The sequence below is a fragment of the Asticcacaulis sp. AC460 genome, assembly GCF_000495795.1.
Lineage (GTDB): Bacteria > Pseudomonadota > Alphaproteobacteria > Caulobacterales > Caulobacteraceae > Asticcacaulis.
Genome location: NZ_AWGD01000004.1, coordinates 79,030 through 99,372 on the forward strand (window position 1 = coordinate 79,030; position 20,343 = coordinate 99,372).

17 protein-coding genes are annotated in these 20,343 nt (G+C 61.2%); 4 read left to right on the forward strand and 13 right to left on the reverse strand.

Annotated features, from left to right (window positions below):
* Window positions 1–5 precede the first annotated feature (5 nt).
* Both fzlA and ABAC460_RS28035 read right to left on the reverse strand, forming a co-directional pair.
* Complete coding sequence (fzlA, locus tag ABAC460_RS28030; RefSeq protein WP_023451911.1) at window positions 6–707, reverse strand: FtsZ-binding protein FzlA; 702 nt, start codon at window positions 705–707, stop codon at window positions 6–8.
* Window positions 704–1,636 (reverse strand): cation diffusion facilitator family transporter, encoded by a 933-nt coding sequence (locus ABAC460_RS28035; RefSeq protein WP_235075750.1) that lies wholly within the window; start codon window positions 1,634–1,636, stop codon window positions 704–706. Before ABAC460_RS28035 ends, fzlA begins: the two co-directional genes overlap by 4 nt.
* A 209-nt stretch (window positions 1,637–1,845) precedes the next feature.
* Here ABAC460_RS28035 and ABAC460_RS28040 point away from each other — a divergent pair, with 209 nt between their 5' ends.
* The gene (locus tag ABAC460_RS28040; RefSeq protein ID WP_023451913.1) at window positions 1,846–3,063 is read left to right on the forward strand and encodes a citrate/2-methylcitrate synthase; all 1,218 of its coding nucleotides are present in this window, start codon (window positions 1,846–1,848) and stop codon (window positions 3,061–3,063) included.
* Between the two features lie 98 nt (window positions 3,064–3,161).
* Here ABAC460_RS28040 and ABAC460_RS28045 read toward each other — a convergent pair whose 3' ends face one another.
* The 10 genes from ABAC460_RS28045 to ABAC460_RS28085 form a co-directional block, all read right to left on the reverse strand.
* The gene (locus ABAC460_RS28045; protein WP_023451914.1) at window positions 3,162–3,926 is read right to left on the reverse strand and encodes an SDR family NAD(P)-dependent oxidoreductase; all 765 of its coding nucleotides are present in this window, start codon (window positions 3,924–3,926) and stop codon (window positions 3,162–3,164) included.
* Complete coding sequence (locus ABAC460_RS28050) at window positions 3,923–5,101, reverse strand: acetyl-CoA C-acyltransferase (protein WP_023451915.1); 1,179 nt, start codon at window positions 5,099–5,101, stop codon at window positions 3,923–3,925. Before ABAC460_RS28050 ends, ABAC460_RS28045 begins: the two co-directional genes overlap by 4 nt.
* Entirely contained in the window at window positions 5,098–5,991 is an 894-nt protein-coding gene (locus ABAC460_RS28055) for an SDR family NAD(P)-dependent oxidoreductase (protein WP_023451916.1), read from the reverse strand. The genes ABAC460_RS28050 and ABAC460_RS28055 overlap by 4 nt, the downstream gene beginning before the upstream one ends.
* A gap of 275 nt (window positions 5,992–6,266) precedes the next feature.
* Window positions 6,267–6,887, reverse strand: coding sequence for a TetR/AcrR family transcriptional regulator (locus tag ABAC460_RS28060; RefSeq protein ID WP_369794071.1), 621 nt, complete (start codon window positions 6,885–6,887; stop codon window positions 6,267–6,269).
* A 249-nt stretch (window positions 6,888–7,136) separates the two neighbouring features.
* On the reverse strand, window positions 7,137–8,708 hold the full coding sequence (locus ABAC460_RS28065; RefSeq protein ID WP_031236347.1) for an AMP-binding protein: 1,572 nt from the start codon (window positions 8,706–8,708) through the stop codon (window positions 7,137–7,139).
* Entirely contained in the window at window positions 8,708–10,339 is a 1,632-nt protein-coding gene (locus ABAC460_RS28070; protein ID WP_023451919.1) for a carboxylesterase/lipase family protein, read from the reverse strand. Before ABAC460_RS28070 ends, ABAC460_RS28065 begins: the two co-directional genes overlap by 1 nt.
* Complete coding sequence (locus ABAC460_RS28075; protein ID WP_023451920.1) at window positions 10,336–11,628, reverse strand: spinster family MFS transporter; 1,293 nt, start codon at window positions 11,626–11,628, stop codon at window positions 10,336–10,338. Before ABAC460_RS28075 ends, ABAC460_RS28070 begins: the two co-directional genes overlap by 4 nt.
* Window positions 11,629–11,630: 2 nt before the next feature.
* Window positions 11,631–13,931: a TonB-dependent receptor gene (locus ABAC460_RS28080; protein ID WP_031236348.1), complete on the reverse strand. Its 2,301-nt coding sequence runs from the start codon at window positions 13,929–13,931 to the stop codon at window positions 11,631–11,633.
* 295 nt (window positions 13,932–14,226) lie between these two features.
* Window positions 14,227–15,075, reverse strand: a complete 849-nt coding sequence (locus ABAC460_RS48815; protein WP_081716425.1) for an ImmA/IrrE family metallo-endopeptidase — start codon at window positions 15,073–15,075, stop codon at window positions 14,227–14,229.
* Window positions 15,059–15,391, reverse strand: coding sequence for a helix-turn-helix domain-containing protein (locus ABAC460_RS28085; RefSeq protein WP_235075751.1), 333 nt, complete (start codon window positions 15,389–15,391; stop codon window positions 15,059–15,061). Before ABAC460_RS28085 ends, ABAC460_RS48815 begins: the two co-directional genes overlap by 17 nt.
* A 181-nt stretch (window positions 15,392–15,572) precedes the next feature.
* On the opposite strand from ABAC460_RS28085, the gene ABAC460_RS28090 reads away from it, so the two are divergent.
* The 3 genes from ABAC460_RS28090 (at window position 15,573) to ABAC460_RS28100 (ending at window position 18,778) form a co-directional block, all read left to right on the forward strand.
* Window positions 15,573–16,811 carry a nucleotidyltransferase domain-containing protein gene (locus ABAC460_RS28090; RefSeq protein ID WP_023451924.1) on the forward strand — a complete coding sequence of 413 codons (1,239 nt, stop codon included), beginning with the start codon at window positions 15,573–15,575 and terminating at the stop codon, window positions 16,809–16,811.
* Window positions 16,812–17,228: 417 nt separating this feature from the next.
* The gene (locus tag ABAC460_RS28095; RefSeq protein ID WP_023451925.1) at window positions 17,229–18,257 is read left to right on the forward strand and encodes a CBASS cGAMP-activated phospholipase; all 1,029 of its coding nucleotides are present in this window, start codon (window positions 17,229–17,231) and stop codon (window positions 18,255–18,257) included.
* 104 nt (window positions 18,258–18,361) lie between these two features.
* Window positions 18,362–18,778 (forward strand): hypothetical protein, encoded by a 417-nt coding sequence (locus ABAC460_RS28100; RefSeq protein WP_023451926.1) that lies wholly within the window; start codon window positions 18,362–18,364, stop codon window positions 18,776–18,778.
* On the opposite strand, the gene bchE is transcribed toward ABAC460_RS28100, so the two are convergent.
* Window positions 18,732–20,285, reverse strand: coding sequence for a magnesium-protoporphyrin IX monomethyl ester anaerobic oxidative cyclase (gene bchE / locus ABAC460_RS28105; RefSeq protein WP_023451927.1), 1,554 nt, complete (start codon window positions 20,283–20,285; stop codon window positions 18,732–18,734). The genes ABAC460_RS28100 and bchE overlap by 47 nt on opposite strands.
* Window positions 20,286–20,343 lie beyond the last annotated feature (58 nt).

The following is a 20,343-nucleotide window of genomic DNA, read 5'->3' on the forward strand; positions in this document are numbered from 1 at the left end:
AGGGGCTAAAAGTCCAGTTCCTTGTAATGCGCCGAAGGCGCCATGCCGGGCAGCTTGTCGTTCAGCAAAGGCCGGAACGCCGGACGGCTCTTGATCGCCATGTACCAGTTCTTCAGCGCCGGATAGCGCGACCAGTTGATCTCGTCGAAATAATCGAGGATCGACAGCTGCGCCGCACAGGCGAAATCGGCATAGGACATGACCTGCCCCGCCAGCCAGTTGCGGTACTGTAGCAGGCTTTCGAAATAGCGCAGGTGGTCCTTCAGCGCGTCGCGGCCGGCGCGCATGGCGGCGATGTCCGGCGGTCCGCCGCCGATCAGCCGCTTCTCCATCTTCTCATGCAGGAGCAGGGCATTGACCTCATAATCGAACTTGCGCTCGAACCATCCGACCAGGCGCCTGGCCTCGCCGCGCTCATTGAGGTCCTCTGACCACAGCCGGATCTCCGGATAGGTCTCTTCCAGATGCTCCATGACGGCGCGGCTCTCGCACAACCGCCGCGTCTTGCCGCCGGCATCGCCTTCGGGGGTTTCGATCAGAATCGGCAGCAGGCCCGACGGGTTCAGCCGCAGTATGGTGTCGTCAGGCTGCCAGTACTTGACCGGAATTTCCTCAAAGGCCAGCTTCTTTTCGCCCAGCGCCAGGCGGGCGATCCGCGAATGGGGATCGAAGGCGAAGTGATACAACTGGCGGGAATAACTGATCATGCGTGTCCTTTGGCCGGCCCGGCGGCGAAAACGCCGCCATGCGGTATGTTCGCGCCGCGCGGATCCGGGTGGATGATGATATCAGCATTCGGGAATGCCTCAAGCACGCGCTTTTCCGCTTCCAGCAAAAGCATGTGGGCAGCTTCCAGCGTCAAGGCCGCGTCGAGCACGATGTGCATCTGGATGGCGACATAGGGCCCAGCCTGACGCGTCCGAATCGCATGGACGTCGAGAATCTGCGAATCATTCCCTGCCAGGGTCTTGATGCGCGCGACGTCGTCGTCGCTCAGACTCCTGTCCATCAACTGGTCGGCGGCTTCGCGCAGGACCTGAACCGCGCCCCAGACCAGCAGCAGCGCCATGGCGAATCCGGCCAGGGTATCGAACAGCGGTAAGCCCAACGCCGCCACGGCAATGCCCGCAATAGCAATCAGGTTGGTGGCCAAGTCGCCAAGATAGTGCATCCGGTCGGCGGCAACGGCGACCGAGCCGCTGGCCTTCAAGGCGGCGGTCTGGAACCAGACCAGTCCCAGGGTCAGAAGTATCGAGACCACAAGAACACCTATGGCCAGGCCCGACTGTGCAACCGGTTGTGGATGGAGCAGACTGTCGTAGCAAGCCCGCATGACCAGGGCCGCCGAAGCGAAAACCAGACCGGCCTGGAACAGGGCGCTGAAGGCTTCCGCCTTGCCGTGGCCGAAGGGAAATTCCTTGTCGGGCTGTTTGCGCGCATAGCGGACAGCGAAGAAGGTCACCAGCGATGCCAGCAGGTCCAGGCCCGAATCGGCCAGGGACGCCAGTATGGCCATCGAACTGGATTGAATCAGGACAAACCCCTTGAGCCCTACCAGCACGAACGCCACAGCCACCGACAGGGCGGAAGCGAGGCGTACCCTTTGGTCGGGCGTCGATTCGGGGGTGAACATCATGGCCATATTTCGGCTTTACCCGGATAATTCTCCGTCACGATATCGTGCGGGGGAAAACTGTTAACAAATGGTGAATCCATGATGGATTCTTTTTCTAAACGTTATATTATCAGATTCGAATCAATTCTTGATTATAGCCTCATGCCAAAAAGTGGTTGCCGCTTTTTGGAAAAACATGAGGCGTAGAAAAGTTACTTTAGGTTGCGTAAATGTCACGTGTTTGGATTAGCCGGGCTGAAGCCCTGAAGCGTCTCGAGGTTAAGCCTCAAACCCTCTATGCCTATGTGAGCCGCCAGCGAATCGCGGCCAAGAGCGACCCGGCCCACCCTCGAAAAAGCCTCTATGCCCTGGACGACATCGAGCGGCTGTCGCGCCGCGCGCCCGGTCGGGTGCCGATGCGTGCCGGCCCGATGGGTCCGGCGCCGGTTTATGACGCCCTGCCGCCCGGCCTGACCGGCGGCACTGTCACCCGCGGTGAAGCAGCGATCGATACCGAGATTTCGATCACGGTCGAGGGTCATCATTATTATCGCGGCCGCGACAGCATTTCCTTGGCGGCGACCGAGAATTTCGAAACCGTGGCCGCCCTGCTGTGGCAGAGCCGCAACCCCAATCCCTTCGGGCCTTTGAAACCCCGCCCCGACGTCAACTTCCCGGGTGGGCCGCGCACGCGGGTTCTGTCGATGCTGAGCCGGCGCCTGGAAGAAGAGGCGATGACCGAAATCCAGCCAGAACGGGACCTGGGCAACGAGGCCGCCAGTCTGCTGAACGAAATGGTCGACGCCGTGACCAATGGCGGTCCGCGCCTGTTCTTCCATCAGCGCCTGGCGCGGGCCTGGAAGGTCTATGACAATAAGGACACCGACCTGTTGCGCCGGGCCCTGGTGTTGTCGGCGGACACCAGCCTGGACGAAGCCACCCTGGCCGTGCGGGTGTCGGCGGCGACGATGGGGCCTCTGGCCATTCCGTTAATTGCCGGTTTCGGCACCATGACCTCGCCGAAGCTGGGTGGACGGATTTCGCGCGCCGAAAGCTATGTCACCCAGGTGCGCCGGACGGGCAACCCGCTGGCCCTGGCCAAGTCCTTGCTGGAGCGCGGGCTGGAACTACCGGGTTTCGAGCGGGACTACTCGCCGTCCGAACCCTTGCGTGCCAAGGCTTTGATCGAGGCAGCCCCGCAGATGGGCGAGGACCTGAAAACGGTGTTGCGGGTGGGTGAAGACCTGACCGGTCAGCCCGCCGGTATGTCCCTGGCGCTGGCCCTGGTCGGGCGGCATCTGGACCTGCCGCGCGAGGCGCCGGTGACCTTGTACGGCATTGGCCGCAGCGCCGGCTGGCTGGCCCATGCCATCGAGCAGATGCAGGCCGGCAGTTCGCCCCGGGCCCGTCTCCGCTATATTGGGCCGCACCCGCAGATCGTGGGTTAGACGATTGCGCTCTAAGCTCCGGCTGGCGGCACGGCTGGTTCGTGCAATCCCATGACAAGCGGGGAGCAGCAAAAATGGGTAACTTGAGCTAAGGCTTATTACCCCGCAGTCCAGCCGCCGTCGACCATGACCGAGCTGCCCGTCATGAGGGTCGAAGCGTCCGACGCCAGCAGCAACAACGCGCCGCTCAGTTCGGCCATCTGGCCGAGACGCCCGAGCTTGATCCGGCTCAGCACAAAGTCGCGTGTGCCCGGCGTATCCAGGATCGGCCGCGTCAAAGCTGTATCGATAAAGGTCGGGCAGATCGTGTTGACCCGGATGCCCTGGGTTGCCAGGTCGATCGCCATGCACCGCGTCAGACCTTCCAGCCCCCATTTCGAAGCACTGTAGAGACAGCGGCCACCACCGCCGACATGGCCCATCTGGGACGACACATTGATGATCGAGCCCGGACGGCCGGCCGCGATCAGGCCTTTCGCCACGGCCTGGGCGACAAACAAGGCCGCCTTCAGGTTCAGGTCCAGCACGGCGTCGTAGTCGCCTTCGGTAATGTCCGTGATCGGACGAATGCGGTTGGTGCCGGCATTGTTCAGCAGGATGTCGAACGGTCCGCGCGCCGCGATTTCGGCCTGCATGCGCGCAATATCGCCGACATCCAGCGCAAAGGCTTCGGCTTCGAAGCCGGCGGTGCGGATCTCGGCGGCCACGGCTTCGACCTCATCCGACGAACGGGCGCACAGGGTCACCTTCGCGCCGGCCTGGGCGAAGATCGCCGCCGCCGAAGCGCCGATACCGCGGCCCGCCCCTGTGACTAATGTCGTCTTGCCGTCCAGCCGGAACGACGGCAGAGGCGGCAGGCTCACGAGAAGACCTCGAACAGGCCGGCCGCGCCCATGCCACCGCCGACGCACATGGTCACGACGACATAGCGGACACCGCGGCGTTTGCCTTCGATCAGGGCATGGCCGACCATGCGTGCGCCGGACATACCGTAGGGATGGCCGATCGAGATGGCACCGCCATTGACGTTCAGCTTTTCACCGGGGATGCCCAAGCGGTCGCGGCAATAGATGAGCTGACAGGCAAAGGCTTCGTTCAGCTCCCACAGGCCGATATCCTCCATCGACACGCCGAACTTTTGCAACAGGCGCGGGATGGCGAAGACCGGACCAATGCCCATTTCGTCGGGCTTGGTACCCGCCACCGCCATGCCGACGTAGCGGCCTAGCGGTTGGAGCCCTCGGCGTTCGGCCAGGCCGGCTTCCATAACCACGCAGGCCGAGGCACCGTCCGACAACTGGCTGGCATTGCCAGCGGTGACCGTGCCGCCGGGGATGGCGGTTTTCAAAGCCGCCATGCCTTCGGCGGTCGTGTCGGCGCGCGCACCTTCGTCGCGGCTCAGGGTGATGTCGCGCTGGCTGGTTTCGCCGGTCGTCTTGTCGGTGACCTGCATAGTGGCGGTCATCGGCACGATCTCGGCGTCGAAGCGGCCGGCGGTTTGGGCGGCGGCGGTGCGTCGCTGTGATTCCAGGCCATAGGCGTCGCAGGCCTCGCGGCTGATGCCGTAGCGGGCGGCCACGATTTCGGCCGTTTCCAGCATCGGCATGTAGGCGTCGGGATGCAGCGCGGCCAGAGCCGGGTCGGCATCGATGCGCAGGGCCGGCGTCTGGACCTGGGAGATGGATTCGACCCCGCCGGCGACCACGATATCCATGCGGTCGACAATGACCTGCTTGGCGGCGGTGGCGATGGTCATCAGGCCCGACGAGCATTGCCGATCCAGGGTCATGCCGGGCACTTCGACCGGGAAACCGGCCCGCAGCGCCGCCATCCGGCCGATGGTCTGTTGAGAACCCTGCGGCAGGGAGCAGCCCAGGATGCAGTCCTCGATTTCGGCCGCGTCGATACCCGCGCGCTGTACGGCCGCGGTCAGGGCGTGGGCCGCCAGGGTCGGCGCCGGGGTCAGGTTGAAGGCGCCGCGATAGGCCCGCCCGATCGGGGTGCGGGCTGTGGCGACGATAACGGCATCGCGGCTCATTTCGCCATCACCTCTTCGGCGGAGGTCAGGCCGGCGCTCAGGACTTCGCGTTCGGCCTGGAAGAACCCATAGGCCGGGACGAAGTCGCCGGTACGGTCGGAAATGCCATCCCATTGCGCGATCGCCTGTTCGCCGGCATCGTTGGCCGCGCCGATAAAGCGGCCTTGCGACAGGGTGATTTCGGCGCGGGCAAAGTGACCGGCACCGGCGCAGACAATGGCACGGCTGGGGGCTTCGTCACGCACCAGGGGCAGCAGGGCTGGGCTGACGCGCGACGGATCGAGCAGGTCCAGGCTGGCATTGGACAGGACGTCGCGCGTCATCTGGGTGGCGGCCGACGGCGCCAGGGCATTGACCCGGATATTGTACTTTTCGCCTTCGATGGCCAGTGTCTGCATCAAGCCGACCACGCCCATCTTGGCCGCGGCATAGTTGGCCTGGCCGAAATTGCCGTACAGACCGGACGACGATGTGGTCATGACGATGCGGCCGTAGCGCTGCTCACGCATGATATCCCAGACGGCCTTGGTGCAGATGACGGCGCCCATGACATGGACGTCCAGCACCAAGCGGAAATCATCCAGAGTCATCTTGGCGAAGCTCTTGTCGCGCAGGATGCCGGCATTGTTGATGAGGATGTCGATGCGGCCCCAGCGATCCATGGTTTGGTCGACCAGGGACGCGATGGCGGCTTCGTCGGTGACCGAGGCGGCGATGGCGATGGCTTCACCGCCGGCCGCGGTGATCTCCGCGGCGACTGAGTCGGCGGCCGCCTGGGCCAGGTCGTTGACGATCACCTTGGCGCCCTGTCCGGCCAGGTACAGGGCATGGGCCCGGCCCAATCCCCCGCCCGAGCCGGTCACAATGGCCACGCGTCCTTGAAGCAACATTCAGAATTCTCCCATTTTCTTAGCGCGGAGAAGGCCACTTGAACCACTTCGCCTCCCCCATTTATGGGGGAGGTGGATCAGTGCGAAGCACTGAGACGGAAGGAGCTATTCCACTGACGGTAAGCCCCTCCCACCGCTTCGCGGTCCCCCCTCCCCATAAATGGGGCGGGCGAAGGATAAGAACCTCATCCTGTTGGCGAAAGTGTAGTGTATTTTTTATTCACTCACAAGATAGCGAATATCTTTTTCACATTTGTGCCAATTCACTGAAGCGTCTACCGCTTCTGGCAGATGGCCAGGAAGCCCGCCGCCATAAAGGCCGCCATGCGCTTTTTCACCGCCACGAAGTCATCCGACTTACACAGCCCGCCCGACAGCTTGTCGATGCGGCCCGTCCGTGCCAGGGTCAGCAGCAACGCCCCCGTCACAAAATGATAGCCCCAGAAGATATCCTCTTCGGCGCAGTCCGGCAGGGCTTTTTTCAGCAACCCGATCAGGCGCAGCACCACCGGGTCGAAATGCTTGTCCATCAGTTCGGCGCCCCATTCCGGGGTGTTGGCGACCTGGGCGCCCAGGGCGGCGTAGTTCTTCCAGCTTTCCCCGCCTTCGATATAGAGGTCGAGGTCGGTGTCCAGGAAGGCGTGCAGCGCGCCTTCGATGGTCGGGTTGCCTTTGGTGGCGGCGTCGTATTCGTCCAGCGCCGTCATGCGCCGTTCGCTGGTCACCGAAGCCCGGCGCGCAAACACGGCGTCGAACAGCTTCTTCTTGTCCTCGAAATAGTAGTTCAGCAGGGTGTGGTGCACCCCGACCCGCTGCGCGACATCCTTGAGCGTCACGCCATACAGGCCGTGTTTCGAAAACAGGTGTTCGGCCGCGTCGAGGATCTGTTCGATCATATCGGCGCGCTGTTCGGCCTTGGTCGACTTGCGTTTCGGTTTTAAATCTTCTGGCACGCGTTACTTTTCCGCCTTTGAAGGGCCAGCGTCAAGTCATGACCGCTAGTGGTCCGATTCCAACATTTGCTTCGCGCTTTCCGCTTACGCCGGGCAAATGTTGGAATCGAAAGACCACTAGCCACTTTATGACTGGAGTGGAGCTTTGAATTTGACGTTTGAACAAGCGTTGCGGCGAGTCCGATTCAAACGTCAAATTCGCTCCACTCGACCGTATTCGCTTCGCAGGCGTATCTTATCGATCTTGCCGGTAGACGCCAGAGGCATGTTCGGTACCCGGACGACTTCGTCGGGGATCCACCAGGTCGCCACACGGCCTTTCAGCGGCGCCAGAAGCGCTTCGTCGGTCAGGGCCTGGTCGTCGCGCATCTCGACCAGCAGGACCGGGCGTTCGCCCCACTTCGGATCGGAGCGGCCGATCACCGCCGCCAGCGAGACCTCGGGCAGGGCGCCAACAACGGCTTCGATTTCGGCCGGGTTGATCCATTCGCCGCCCGACTTGATCAGGTCCTTGGCGCGGCCGGTGATCATCAGGTGGCCGTCGTCGTCGATGCGCGCCAGGTCGCCGGTGGCGAACCAGCCGTCAGCATCGGTGGCGCATTGGTCGTGGCCGAAATAGCGTTCGATCACGGCGGCACCGCGCACCCGCAGATGGCCGTCGACGCCGCGTTGCTGCGGCAAGGCGCGACCTTCGGCATCGGTGATCAGCAGGTCGACCCCGATGGCGGGACGACCGGACAAGGCGGCCTGACCCGGATCACCGGGTGCGGCCACGGTGCCGGATGGCGACAGTTCGGTCATGCCCCAGCTGGTCTGGACCGTCACGCCCAGGCGTTCCTGCACGCGCCCCATCAGGGCCGGAGCCAGGGGCGCGCCGCCCATGATGATGCGCTTCAGGCTGGGCAGATCGCCGCCTTCGGCTTCGAGATGTTCGACCAAGCCCAGCCAGACGGTCGGCACGCCGACGGCGACGGTGACGTCTTCGTCGCGGATCAGCCGCGCCAGGCTGGCGCCATCGGCTTGGCGACCGGGCAGGACCAGTTTCCCACCTACGGCCGGGACGGCAAACGGCAGGCCCCAGGCGCTGGCGTGGAACATCGGCACCACGGCCAGGACGTTGTCGCGGCCGGACAAGGCCATGACATCGGCCTGCAGCAGGCGCAGGGTGTGCAGGAAGCTGGAACGATGGGTGTAGGTGACGCCCTTGGGCGCACCGGTCGTGCCCGAGGTAAAGCACAGGCCCGACGGCGCGGTTTCGTCGAACCCGCCCCACGGATGGTGATCGGGTGTGGCGGTGATCATGGCTTCGACCGAATGGCCGGCTTCGGCCGGACCATCGATGATCAGAAGGCGTTGCAGGCCCGGCACGCGGGCTGCCACCTGGCGGGCCAGCGGCATCAGGTCGGCGCTGACGATCGCGATCTTCGCGCCGGACTGTTCGACCATGGCGGCCAGTTGCGTCGCGGTTAGACGCGGGTTCAGGGTGTGACACACCGCGCCCATGCCCATGATGGCGTACCATACCTCGACATGGGCCTGGCTATTCCAGGCCAGGGTGGCGACCTTATCCCCTTGGCTCACGCCCAGCCCGGCCAGGACGGTCGATATGCGCCGGCTCCGGTCGTGCAGCCCGGCATAGCCGATCCGGTCGGTGCGGCCGCCGTCGCGGGCGGTGACGACTTCGGCGCGGGGATGCCACTTGGCGGCGTGCGTCAGGAACTGATCGAGCGTCAGCGGGTACGCCTGCATGGAACCGTCGAGCATCAGCATCCCGCCTTTTCGGAGGGTTTTAAGTCAGGTAGGGGCGGCGAGACGATACCGACATTCCAGTTCCACGCCGTGTCGCCACGGGCGCGGCGGCGGCAGACCACCTCTTCATTCAGTTCGTACATGCCGGGCAGAAGATGGGTCCTGGCGACCGGGGTTGTTTCGAAGGCCATATAGGCCTTGTCGGCGCCGTAGGCGGCCCAGGCCGGTTGGTTGGCGGCGGAGGGTGCGCCGTCGCGGACGAATGACGCCCAATAGCCCATCATGGCATCGGAAAAGACGGCTTCTTCCGGCGTCAGGACGACCTTGGGCCAGAGGGCCGGCGTCGTGGCATGGGTGCCGAAGACATAAGGGATTTCACTGGCATGGAAGGCGTGCAGACCAGCCGCTTCGGCGGCGGGGTAGCCGTGGTCGAAATAGTAGAGGAAGGCGGATTGACCGGCTTTGGTCGTCTTGATCGCCAGACGCTCGGCGGTCCAGCCGTATAGGGCGTCGCGGGTGGTGGCGAGCAGGCTTTCCGGGATATTGGACGACGGATATTGCGCGAGGAAGGCGTCGGCCAGGTCGCCGTAGCGTTCCTTCACGGCGGCGATATAGTCGGCTTCGGTCGCCGGGGCCGGCGGCGCCAGGAAGCGCAGCGAGCGGATCTCGCCGCTGTTGAAGCCGACCAGGATCGGCACCGGCGCCTGTTCGCCGCGATCGAAGACCTCGACCAGTTGCCGCGGCAGGACGCGGCCGTCGACCGTGCCGAACGGCAGGTAGCCCTTTGTCGGCGCTTCGTTGGTCAGGGTTTCGGCGTCCATACCGCGTAAGCCCGCCAGATCCTTGGCGCCCAGTTGCGATTGCAGCCATACGCCGATGGCTTCGGCCGGTTCCGAACCATAGCGCTTGGCCTTCAGTTCGGGCGTCGAGATCATGTAGGCGCTTTGCAGGATCGCCTTGTGGAACAGGCCGCGCGCCGGCGGCGAGGCCAGCAGGTACATGACGCTGAGACCACCAGCCGATTCCCCGGCGATGGTGACATTGCCGGCATCGCCGCCGAAGGCCGCGATATTGCGCTGGACCCAGCGCAGGGCCTCGACCTGGTCCATCAGGCCGTAATTGCCGGAGATGTTGTAGGGCGATTCCGAGCTCAGTTGCGGATGGGCCAGGTAGCCCAGGACGCCGAGGCGGTAGTTGATCGACACCACCACAATGCCCTGTTTGGCCAGGGCGGCGCCGTCGTACATGCCTTCGTGGCTGTAGCCGCCGGTCAGTGAACCTCCGTGAATCCACACCATGACGGGCGCGTTTTTGGCGTTTTCCGGCGCCCAGACGTTCAGGCTCAGGCAGTCCTCGCTCATGGCCGCCGGCGGGTTGGCGTAGATGCTGGCGACGCGCGGCTTGGGCTGATAGCAGGCCGGCCCGAACTGCGAGGCGTCGCGGACCTGTTTCCACGGCTTGAGCGCGACCGGGGCCTTCCAGCGGCGCCAGCCGACCGGCGCCTGGGCATAGGGCAGGCCGCGATAGATGTTCAGGCCGTCTTCGGTGACGCCCTTGACGGGCCCGGCGGGGGCTTTGACGACCGGCTCGGCAAAGGCGGCCGGGGCCAGAAACAGGGCAAGCGCGGGGAGGAGGAACTTCATCATGACGGTTCACCGGAAGGAGTCAGGCCGTGTTTGCGCAGCTTACCGGCCAAGACCATGAACAGGACAGCGGCCAGAACATAAAACGGCACCAGGCTGTAAAAAGCCAGCTGCAGCGAATGGTCGGGCGAGACGCTGCGCAGCCAGTCGGAGGCGGCGCCGAGGTAGGTCGGCCCTAACCCTAAGCCGATCAGGTTCATGACCAGCAGCAGCAGGGCGCCGGACATGACTCTTTCGTGCGGGGCGACGGCTTCCTGGACCAGGGCGACGGCCGGCGACAGGTAGAAGTAGTTGAAGAACATTGGCCCGATCAGGAACAGGACGGCGGTTTGCCAGTCGGCGGCATGGACAAAGCCGATGAAGGGCGGGATGGCGCACAGCAGGCCGATGGCCGGGATCCAGGCATAGGCCGACTTGGCGCGCGGAGCAAAAGCGTCGACCAGGCGGCCGGAGATCAGCATGCCGGCGCTCATGCCGATGCCGACAACCAGGGCATACCAGACGGCGACCTCCTGCAGGGCCATGGCCTTTTCGCGCATCAGCAGCAGGGTCGTGAAGTTCAGCGAGGCATAGGTGACGAACTGCACCGCGCCACAGGCCAGGGCCGTCAGCACCAGAACCGGACGCGAGAAGAACATGCGCAGGGTCGACCAGAAGCCGGCTTTTTGCGTGGGGGCGACCGCTACCTTGTCAAGGCCGCCGCGCTTGGGTTCGCGCACCGTGAAGAAGACGACCAACGCCATGACGACACCGACCACGCCCAGCACGATAAAGGCATAGCGCCAGCTATAGGCCGCCGCGATCGAGGCGCCGAAGGCCACGCCCAGGGCCTGGCCGACCGGTGGGCCCAGGTTGAACAGGCCAAAGGCGATGCCGCGGCTGCGCGAATGGAAATAGTCCGAGATGATGGCGTAGGACGGCGGCACCCCGCCGGCCTCCCCTACCCCCACCGACATGCGGGCGGCGACCAGCTGCGGATAGCTGGCCGACAACCCGCAGGCGACGGTGGCGGCGCTCCACAGGGCGCAGGCAAAGGCCACGACCTTGGTGCGGTTGGTCCGGTCGGCCAGCCAGCCGACCGGGATCGAGATAAAGCAGTAGAAGACCGCGAAATAGAGACCGGAAATCATCCCCAACTGCCCGTCGGTCACGCCCAGCTCGTCCTGGATCGGCTTGGCCAGGATGGACAGAAGCTGACGATCCAGGAAGTTCAGGACATAGACCAGGAACAGGACGAACAGCACGAACCAGGCATAGCCGGCCGGTTTCGCCGTTTGGGGACTGGGCTCCATGATCAGAAGTCCGCCACCAGGCGCACACCCACCGTCCGCGGCGTCAGGCGGGCATAACGGCTGGTGAAGAAGGTTTCCGGGTGGACATAGACCACGGAGTCGCTGTTGGTCAGGTTTTCGACATAGAAGCCGACGGTATAGTTATCCATGGCGATGGCCAGCGTGGTGTTCACCAGGGTGTAGGCGTCTGTATAGTCGAAGGTCGGCATGGGCACGGTTGGCTTGCCCGGGGTGTTGGGGAAGGTGTTGGGGAATTCACCGACATGCGACACAGCCAGCGACCAGTTGGCGCGGGCCTTGGGCGTCAGGTCCCAGGCATAGTTGACATAGGCCGTGCCCTGGAATTCCGGGCTGGACAGCGGCGTCCCCAGCACGGCGCCGGAATAGGCGGCTTCCTGGGCGGTCAACCTGTCAACCTCGGAAGAATTGACCGAGCCGTTCAGGCCGATCGTGAGGCCGCGCCGGGGATAGGCGTGCAACTCCCATTCCAGGCCCTGGCTGCGGGCGCCGCCGATATTGGTGGCGAACTGGACGCCGTCCGAAACGCGGTTGGCCTGGACCTGGATGTTGCGCCAGTCGATGCGGTAGAGCGCCAGGCTGCCGGCCAGTTTTCCGCCGAACCAGCGGCCCTTGACCCCCAGCTCATAGTTGGTCAGGTCGTCGGAATCGGCGCCGGACGGGATGATGATGTCGTTGGGATCGGTCAGGCTGGCGCGCCCGGCCAAGGAGTTGACCACCGGGGTACGGAAGCCGGTCGACACCGCCGCATAGGTGGTCAGGTTGGCGTTGGGCTTATAGGACAGGCTGAGGCGGTAGGACGGCTTGTCGCCCTTGGCTTCGCGGCCCGTCGCGGTCGGGGTTGCGACGCGGTTGAGGTAGCCGGTATTGCCCGGGAAGACATAGCCGGCCGCGCCATAAAACGCGTAGGTGTAGTAGTTGGGCTCGGAGAAGCCGCCGGCATCGGTGAAGCCCTGGGCCGACAGGCTGCCGTAGCGCAGGCCGCCCGAGACCCACAGTTTATCCGAAAACCGATAGGTCAGGTCGCCATAGATGGCCGTTTCCTTGGAATCGGCATGGCTGTAATCCATCAGGTAATATTCACCCTCGGTATTACGGATATTGTAGGTGGTCAGGAAGTTCTGGCGCGAGCGCAGGAAATATTCGAGATATTGCCGGCGCTCCAGGTAGAAACCGCCCAGCACCCAGTCGAACTTGCCGCCGGGATCGGAGACCAGGCGCGCTTCCTGGACGACGGTGCGGCGATAGGCATAGGCGTCCAGCCCGAACGGAATGGCGCCGCCAAACGTGCCGGCCAGGTCGACCACGAACTTCTGGTCGAAGTTGGAATAGTTGCTGGAACTCATGAACTTGGCGCCGTCGAACTGATAGTCGACGGTGACATTGTACGAGGTGAACTTGCCGGTGAACAGGTCGGGCTTGTCCGAGATCTTGACGTACTTGCCCAGGTTCGGGCTGGTCATGCCGGAATCCTGCGGGTCGCTGTTCTCGTGCGACGCGGTGGCGCGGATCGACAGGCGCTCGGTCGGCTTCCACATCAGGGTGACGCGGCCGCCGGTGTCGATCAGCGAATTGGCCTTTTTAGTGCCGGTGCCGACATTGGTGATGTAGCCGTCCTCATCGCGATGGAACAGCACGGCGCGCAGGGCCAGCTTGCCGTCGACCAGAGGGACATTGACCATGGCGTTGTAACGCTGGCGCCACGAACCGTTGCCGCGCACGGCGACGTCGCCCAGCACCGAAGCGTGGAATTCGCTCAGGTCGGGCGCCCGGGTGATGATGCGCAGCGCGCCGGCCAGCGAGCCCGAGCCGAACAGGGTGCCTTGCGGTCCGCGCAGGAACTCGACGCGCTCGACGTCGAACAGGTTGGGGTCGATATTGGTGGTGTTGCCGTTGGCGTTGATCGGCTGTTCGTCGATATAGATGGCGACGGCGCTTTGCAGGCCGGCGCCATAGCCGGAATTGGTCGCCACGCCGCGGGCGGTGAAATAGTTGAAGTTGGCGCTGGGGCGGTTCAGCACCACGCCGGGGGTCTCGCGGCCCAGGCCTTCGAAGCCGACAATGCCCTTGGCGGTCAGGTCTTTCTGCGAGAAGCTGGTGACCGAGATCGGCACGTCCTGGGCCTTTACGGCGCGGCGGGTCGAGGTGATGACGACGGTATTGTCGTCATTGGAGGCGGTGGCGTCGTCCTGGGCCGGCGCGTCCTGGCTTAAGGCGGGTGAAGCGATGGCCACGCTGGCGGCCAGGGCGGCGGCGCAGGCCGTCCGCAAAAGAAGTCCCTTCATGCGTTATCTCCCATCAGCACCGATCATTCACGCCGGGCTGTTAGGGTCAACATGCGCCGGAATTGGGAGCTTGTCAACACTCACTCTCACGCGCGTGAATGTTTTGAGGTTTATCTATAATTTTGGCTAGGGAACCGGCACGGAAGTCGGCCCCTTCAAACGAAATATCTCCACATATATTTGATTTAAATAAGTATTTTTTGCTGAAAACCGGCACAAGAACCGGCAGATTACTCCAGCATCTAGGCGGCATTAGCCGCGCAATTAAACAAGGCCTTTGCATTCTCGGTTACAGTTATCGCCCAAAAGGTCGATAAGAAGCGCCTTCAAACTGTAAGACGGTAATTTCCTGGTCGTAAACGCGCGAGCGAATGCAAATTTCACGGCAAGCTTCCGAGAACCAAACAGATTCTAGTTGATCAACCGTATGAGTCTGCTGCTCGGAAAAATCCGCTGAAACAGCTAACGACGATGCCGGCATTTCATTCATCGTATTGCGTGTGCGCATAAAAATGCCGGTCTTAAATGCGGCATCACTTGCGCGCGCCCAGTGAACGAATCCCTCGTTCGATACAATCACCATCGCACGGCGTTCTGTATATTGGAGCCATCGCAACGCTGCCGCAGTCAGAGACACACCATATCGGCTCGCCGCAGACGACAAGTCGTCTGCGGCCGCGTAGTTCTTTGGAGGAATTTGCATTCGGAAATCATTCAGAGGCATGAGCAGATTTGCTGCAAACTCGTCTGCTTCCTTTTCGATGCCTTTGCCATCGCGACGAATAATACTTTCTTCGTCACAGTAAATGCCCTCAGCGGCAAGTTGCCTATGAAGTAAATAATGTCCAAGTTCATGGGCGATAGTGAAATTTTTTCGTCCCTTGTTCTGCCTCGAATTGTACAGAATACCCCACCGTGTTGGCCCGCTTTCGCTTGGCACAAGCGCTCCCTCGCATCCATCCAATGGCTGCCCGTGGACCCTGTCTATAGGCTCTTCAGGACAAATCTGCCTTGAATAATCAAGTGCGAGAGACTCTACATCGACTGGATTACGGTCAAAGCGGTCAACGCCATCGAACGTATCAAGGATTTTTGTCAGCCTTGCCGCAGCCTTAAAGGGAGTTTCTTCAGCGCTTCTTGTCATTAGTACTAAGGTTTTTCGCGAGTTGGCGTATCGCCTGTTTCGTTTCAACAGGCAAAGCACTGTACTCTCTGAAAAAAGCCTTGTCTTCAGCTTCTGCGAGCGACTGATCAAGGCGCCCGAAAAGGTAGTCCACTGTCACGCCAAGCGATTCGGCAATGATCGACAACTTTTCTGCAGACGGTCGAGGAGGGTTCTTGTTTTCCAATTCCCAGATATAGCTCTTTGACGACGCCGTAGCCTCCGCCAACTGATCTAGAGTAAGGCCCTTCTTCGTTCTTAACTCTTTGATCCTGTGGCCAAATTTTATTTCCGTCACACGCATTTCCTCCCGTGAACGTACCATTTGAAGCCGTTCAGAGTAGCTTGATCATAACCCCCTTGACTCTGACCAGCAAGAGCGTATCTATGTTCGGAGTAGCGATATTTTTCAGAACCTCATGCCGAATATCGTTTAAAGGGCGCCATCATGAACATCTAGATAAACCGAGAGAATACACGTGACGACACCAAATCCTACCGGGATCAATCCCTTCGAAGATCCTATCGACCGTATCTTTGCGGAAATTGCGTTTAGCATCCAGTTGCCGCCCTCGCTCCATGCAAAGGCTGTGAAACGATATGAAGCTGTGCGAAACTTCCTATCCGCTGAAACCTGTGCGTTTAAGGACCAGATCGAGCACTTTTACCCGCAAGGGTCCATGGCAATTGACGCTACGATTTCGTCGCGCGGCACTGACGACGAATATGACATCGATATTGTTGCACAGTTGGGCACAGCGTTCCGCGGAAAATCGCCGCTGTATGTCCTAACAGAGCTTGGAAAAGCCTTGGCTTCGTACCCAGTCGAGAAGGTCACCAGGCAAACACGATGCGTAACGCTTCAATACAACGACCATATGCACATCGACATTACCCCGTCGATACGCGACGACTATACTCCTGATCGGCAAAGCCGGATCATGCACGCAAAGGGACCGACAACTTCCGCCTTAGACAAGCTGGTGGAAATGAACGCCTACGGCTTCAATGAATGGTACAAGTCTAAGACGCCCGAAGAACAACAAGTCATGGAAGCGTTCCGTAACCGTTGGCTCGAAATGAATAGGCTTGAAAAGGCCGATGCCGAAGTCGACGACGTCCCCGACCAAACGCAATTTGTCGTGAAGAATACGGCCACTCTCGCGCTTCAAATCTTGAAGCGTCATCGGAACATTATGTATGCCGACCTCGACGAACGGATGCCGCCGTCGGTCATGCTCTCGCGTTATGCTGCCGTTGCTGCTCAGCCGAACTCGTCGTTGACTGACATGATCCTGCGGATCGCTCGTTGGATCGTCGCCGATATCCGTTCTGCAACGGCGCTTGGTAAGCAACTCCACATCGAGAACCCTGTATATTCTGCCGACGTCTTCACTGACCGTTGGCCGGAAACACTCGTACAGCAGAACCGTTACGCCAACTTCCTGCTGCGATTCATTGACGGCATCGAAAAGGCGAAGCGCAAGGCGTTCAATCCCATTGAACTTCAGGACTGGTTGCGCAGCATGTTTGGTCAACGCGTAGTCACGCGATCAATCGACAGTCTGGCAACAACTGTTGGTTCAGCCGTTAAGGCGGCGACGCCGGCCTATTCGCGAACGGGCAGATTACTCCTGCCAACAGCGGGGCTAGCACTTACACAGCCATCACTCGTCCGCGCGGCGCCCCATACATTCATGGGCGACTGGCCAAAATGATCGGATTAGATCAGCAGATTAAAACGATGGCGGCGTTATGGCCAATGTTCAGAGTTTCGCGGGTCAATCGATCCGCGATTTCTGCACGTTGGACGGGTCGGATGTCACCTCAGTTCTCTACCTACGAAATCGAAATAGTATACGATAATGGCTCTCCTTATGTTAAAATTCTAAAGCCTCAACTCATAGTGCAACCCGATAATAGTGAAGGTCCCCTTCCGCATATTTACGGTACACCAGAGAACTTCCGCTTGTGTTTGTTCGATCCAGAAACCGATGAGTGGTCGCCCGACAAGTTAATTGCGGAAACCGTCGTGCCATTCACAATAGATTGGCTCTGCTGCTACGAATTTTGGGCGCTAACTGGCGAATGGCGCGGTGGCGGACGACATGTGAACACGAATTGAAAGAACGAACATGAATTATGTGCCGCCACTGCGCTCCGCGGGGACCATTCAACAAACACGGGTCAAACAACCCTGGCCAAAAGATCGGCTCTTCCGCATTCTGTCTATCGACGGTGGAGGCATTAAGGGCATTTTTCCCGCCTCCTATCTCGCGGAAATCGAGCATCGTTTTTTGAACGGTGAGTCGATTGCCAACTATTTTGATCTCATCGCCGGCACTTCGACTGGTGGAATAATTGCCCTAGCGCTAGGCAAAGGAATGTCCGCCAAAGAGGCCTTAAACATCTATACCGAGCAAGGAAAGCTTATATTTCCTTCGTCGAAGGGTTTGGGCTTTTGGCGTGGCCTGCAACATGCGTTTGCTCCTAAACATGACCAGAGCCAGTTGCATAATGAATTGCTGAAGGTCTTTGGTGAGCAGGTGATTGACAGTGCTAAAGTAAGGCTTGTGGTGCCCAGCTTCGACGGGTTGCGTGGCGAACCTTTTATTTACAAGACACCCCATCACCCAGACTATCAGAAAGATCGGCATAAAAAGTTTTCCGATGTCGCGCTTCATACTTCGGCCGCTCCAACATATTATCCGGGCGTCCTAAACGATGGCTACATCATGATTGACGGCGGGCTGTGGGCTAACAATCCTATCATGAACGCCTTAGTTGACGCACTATCTTGCTACGACGTACCCCGAGAAAATATCCGCATTCTGACCATTGGAACCGGCGACGACGCCTTTACGGTGAAGGAGTCACAGAGGCGGGGAGGATTGCTTCACTGGGTAAAGACCGCGTTTTCTGCCGCCTCTAGAGCGCAATCAAAGAATGCACTTGGTCAAGCTTATCTCTTAATCGGAAAGAATAATGTCTTACGAATTGAGCCGCCCGAAAGCAGTCAGCCAATTCCCCTAGATGATTTTTCCAGAGCGCGTCTTGAGTTGCCTCCGGTTGCACGTAGTCTGGCGGAAAGTTCTGGACATTTAGTGCTTGAAAAATTTTTAGGAGACAAAGCAGACATCTTCATAAAATGCAGTATGACGTAAGTTTTCTGCACCCCACCTTTAACTAATAGACGCTCTGGGAAGGGGCATTTAACCCTTTGGGTCTTGCAAAACTAAGCAAGCCTTAGAGAAAGCCCAAAACCATTATGACAAAACTCCTTCATACCCAATATGCCGCCTTGAACGAACGATGGCTCCATTTCGGCCGGGCCTTCTGGCAGAGCATCGCCTTTCATATCTTCTGCCTGATTGCCGTGGCGTTTCTGCTGCGCGGCCTGGGTCTGAGCACGCCGCTGCTTGGTACCGCCGGCATGGCGTTGGGCACGGCGACCGTACTGATGGCCTTTATAGCCTGGCGGCTGCAACGGCTGGAAGTCCAGTACGAGCTCCATCTGCGCGCCATCGAAGATCACTGGATCGCCAATGGTGAAGGCGGCATCCAGCGGCCCGCCGTCTCCGGTCGGTTCGGCTCGCGGCTGGCGGTCGTCGTTGCGCTCGCTCTTTTCGGCGCCGGGCTTATTGTGCTGGGACTTGTGGTGCTGAGCGGCGGCCTTCCGCGATAAGCCGCGTCATCCGCACCGGCCGCGCCAGGGCTTCCTCATGCGCCTCCAGGCTCTCGCCCCAGAAGGTTTCGACGCTCGGGCCCTTCTTTAACCGCTTATCGCGGAACAGGAAGCCGAACAGTTCGTGGAACCACACCCGACGGCCCATCTGGTAGTACCAGCGTTGGGCATGGCGCAGCTTCGGATCGCCCAGGGTGAGCAGTCGCCACAAGGCTTTCGGCCGCGTCTGCATGATGACCTCGATGGCCTTGACCCACACAAAGACGCGCCAGGGCGGCACATGGCGCGTGGCCAGGACCTGGTGCTTATAGTCCCACTTGCTCTGGTCGGTCTGGATGACCTCACGCCCCTTGGCCAGGCCGAAAAACGGCGTCCAGCGGTGGGGCGTGACATAGACGCTCTGGATCTGGTCCGGATCATAGGCCAGGAGCTGGCGCAGCTGACGCCAGTAGTCGGCGTCGGTTTCCTCCTCGAAGCCCACCACCCAGGTCGCCATGGACAGCATGCCGTGTAGCCGCATCAGCCGGATGGCTTCGCGGTCCGTGGTGGTCGAGCCGCCCTTGCGGATCTTGCTGAGGACGGCTTCGTCAGTGTTTTCCATGCCCATCAGGAAGCGTTCGACCCCGGCCTGTTTGTAGAGGTGCAGGTGGTCGCGGTCGCGCACGATGTCGTCGGCCCGTGTCGAGCCGACCAGGGTGACCGACACGTTTTCGGCGATCAGGGCTTCGAGGAATCGCTTCCACATCTTCTTCGACGAGGTCGGGTTTTCGTCGGCGAAGTTGAACACTTCGACGCCGTGGTCGCGGTGCAGCCGGGCGATTTCGGCGGCGAAGCGTTCCGGGTTGCGGTGGCGCCATTGCGTCCAGAAGCCGCGCTGGCCGCAGTAGTTGCACGGATGGGGACAGCCGCGCGAGAACTGGACCACCACCGCGCGTTTGCGGCCCCAGTAGGAATAGCGGGCGAAGTCGATCAGCTCCCAGCCGATGCGCCAGGCGTCGAGGTCAGCCAGCATCTCACGCGACGGGGTCTTATGCGGGGCGTCGCTGCGGCGGAAGGCAATGCCTTTGACGGCGGCGAGGTCGGTGTTGCGGGTCAGGGCGCGGATCAGATCGCGGCAGGTTTCCTCGCCTTCGCCGCAGACGATGTAGTCGAACTGCGCTTCGTCGCGCAGGATGTCTTGCCAGTGATAGGTCGGAAAGACGCCGCCATAGATGACTTTGAGGCTGGGCAGGCGGGCTTTGGCGCCGGCGGCGATAAGGCCTGCGATCGGGTGGGCCGAGGTCGAGCCGGAATGGCCCAGCAGCAGCAGGTCCGGCGCGTGGTCGGCGATGTTGCGGCAGATTTCGTCCAGCGGCATGGGGCCGAATTCGGCATCCAGCAGGGTGACGTCGTGGCCGTCATCGATCAGCGGCCCGCCGATCGACAGCAGCCCCAGCGGCGGCAGATGATCGTCGGGGATACGGCTGCCGATCGCCGGATGCGGCGGGTTCACGATCAGGATACGCATGTCTTCCCCATAAGGTTGTCAGAGCCTAAAAGACTGTTTGGAAACTCCGTCCAGCTGG

Bases quoted from the DNA above. Each gene is read 5' to 3' on its own strand.
- fzlA (WP_023451911.1), bottom strand. From the start codon at position 707: ATGATCAGTTATTCCCGCCAGTTGTATCACTTCGCCTTCGATCCCCAT.
- ABAC460_RS28035 (WP_235075750.1), bottom strand. From the start codon at position 1,636: ATGATGTTCACCCCCGAATCGACGCCCGACCAAAGGGTACGCCTCGCT.
- ABAC460_RS28040 (WP_023451913.1), top strand. From the start codon at position 1,846: ATGTCACGTGTTTGGATTAGCCGGGCTGAAGCCCTGAAGCGTCTCGAG.
- ABAC460_RS28050 (WP_023451915.1), bottom strand. From the start codon at position 5,101: ATGAGCCGCGATGCCGTTATCGTCGCCACAGCCCGCACCCCGATCGGG.
- ABAC460_RS28055 (WP_023451916.1), bottom strand. From the start codon at position 5,991: ATGTTGCTTCAAGGACGCGTGGCCATTGTGACCGGCTCGGGCGGGGGA.
- ABAC460_RS28060 (WP_369794071.1), bottom strand. From the start codon at position 6,887: ATGATCGAACAGATCCTCGACGCGGCCGAACACCTGTTTTCGAAACAC.
- ABAC460_RS28065 (WP_031236347.1), bottom strand. From the start codon at position 8,708: ATGCTCGACGGTTCCATGCAGGCGTACCCGCTGACGCTCGATCAGTTC.
- ABAC460_RS28070 (WP_023451919.1), bottom strand. From the start codon at position 10,339: ATGATGAAGTTCCTCCTCCCCGCGCTTGCCCTGTTTCTGGCCCCGGCC.
- ABAC460_RS28075 (WP_023451920.1), bottom strand. From the start codon at position 11,628: ATGGAGCCCAGTCCCCAAACGGCGAAACCGGCCGGCTATGCCTGGTTC.
- ABAC460_RS28080 (WP_031236348.1), bottom strand. From the start codon at position 13,931: ATGAAGGGACTTCTTTTGCGGACGGCCTGCGCCGCCGCCCTGGCCGCC.
- ABAC460_RS48815 (WP_081716425.1), bottom strand. From the start codon at position 15,075: ATGACAAGAAGCGCTGAAGAAACTCCCTTTAAGGCTGCGGCAAGGCTG.
- ABAC460_RS28095 (WP_023451925.1), top strand. From the start codon at position 17,229: ATGAATTATGTGCCGCCACTGCGCTCCGCGGGGACCATTCAACAAACA.
- ABAC460_RS28100 (WP_023451926.1), top strand. From the start codon at position 18,362: ATGACAAAACTCCTTCATACCCAATATGCCGCCTTGAACGAACGATGG.
- bchE (WP_023451927.1), bottom strand. From the start codon at position 20,285: ATGCGTATCCTGATCGTGAACCCGCCGCATCCGGCGATCGGCAGCCGT.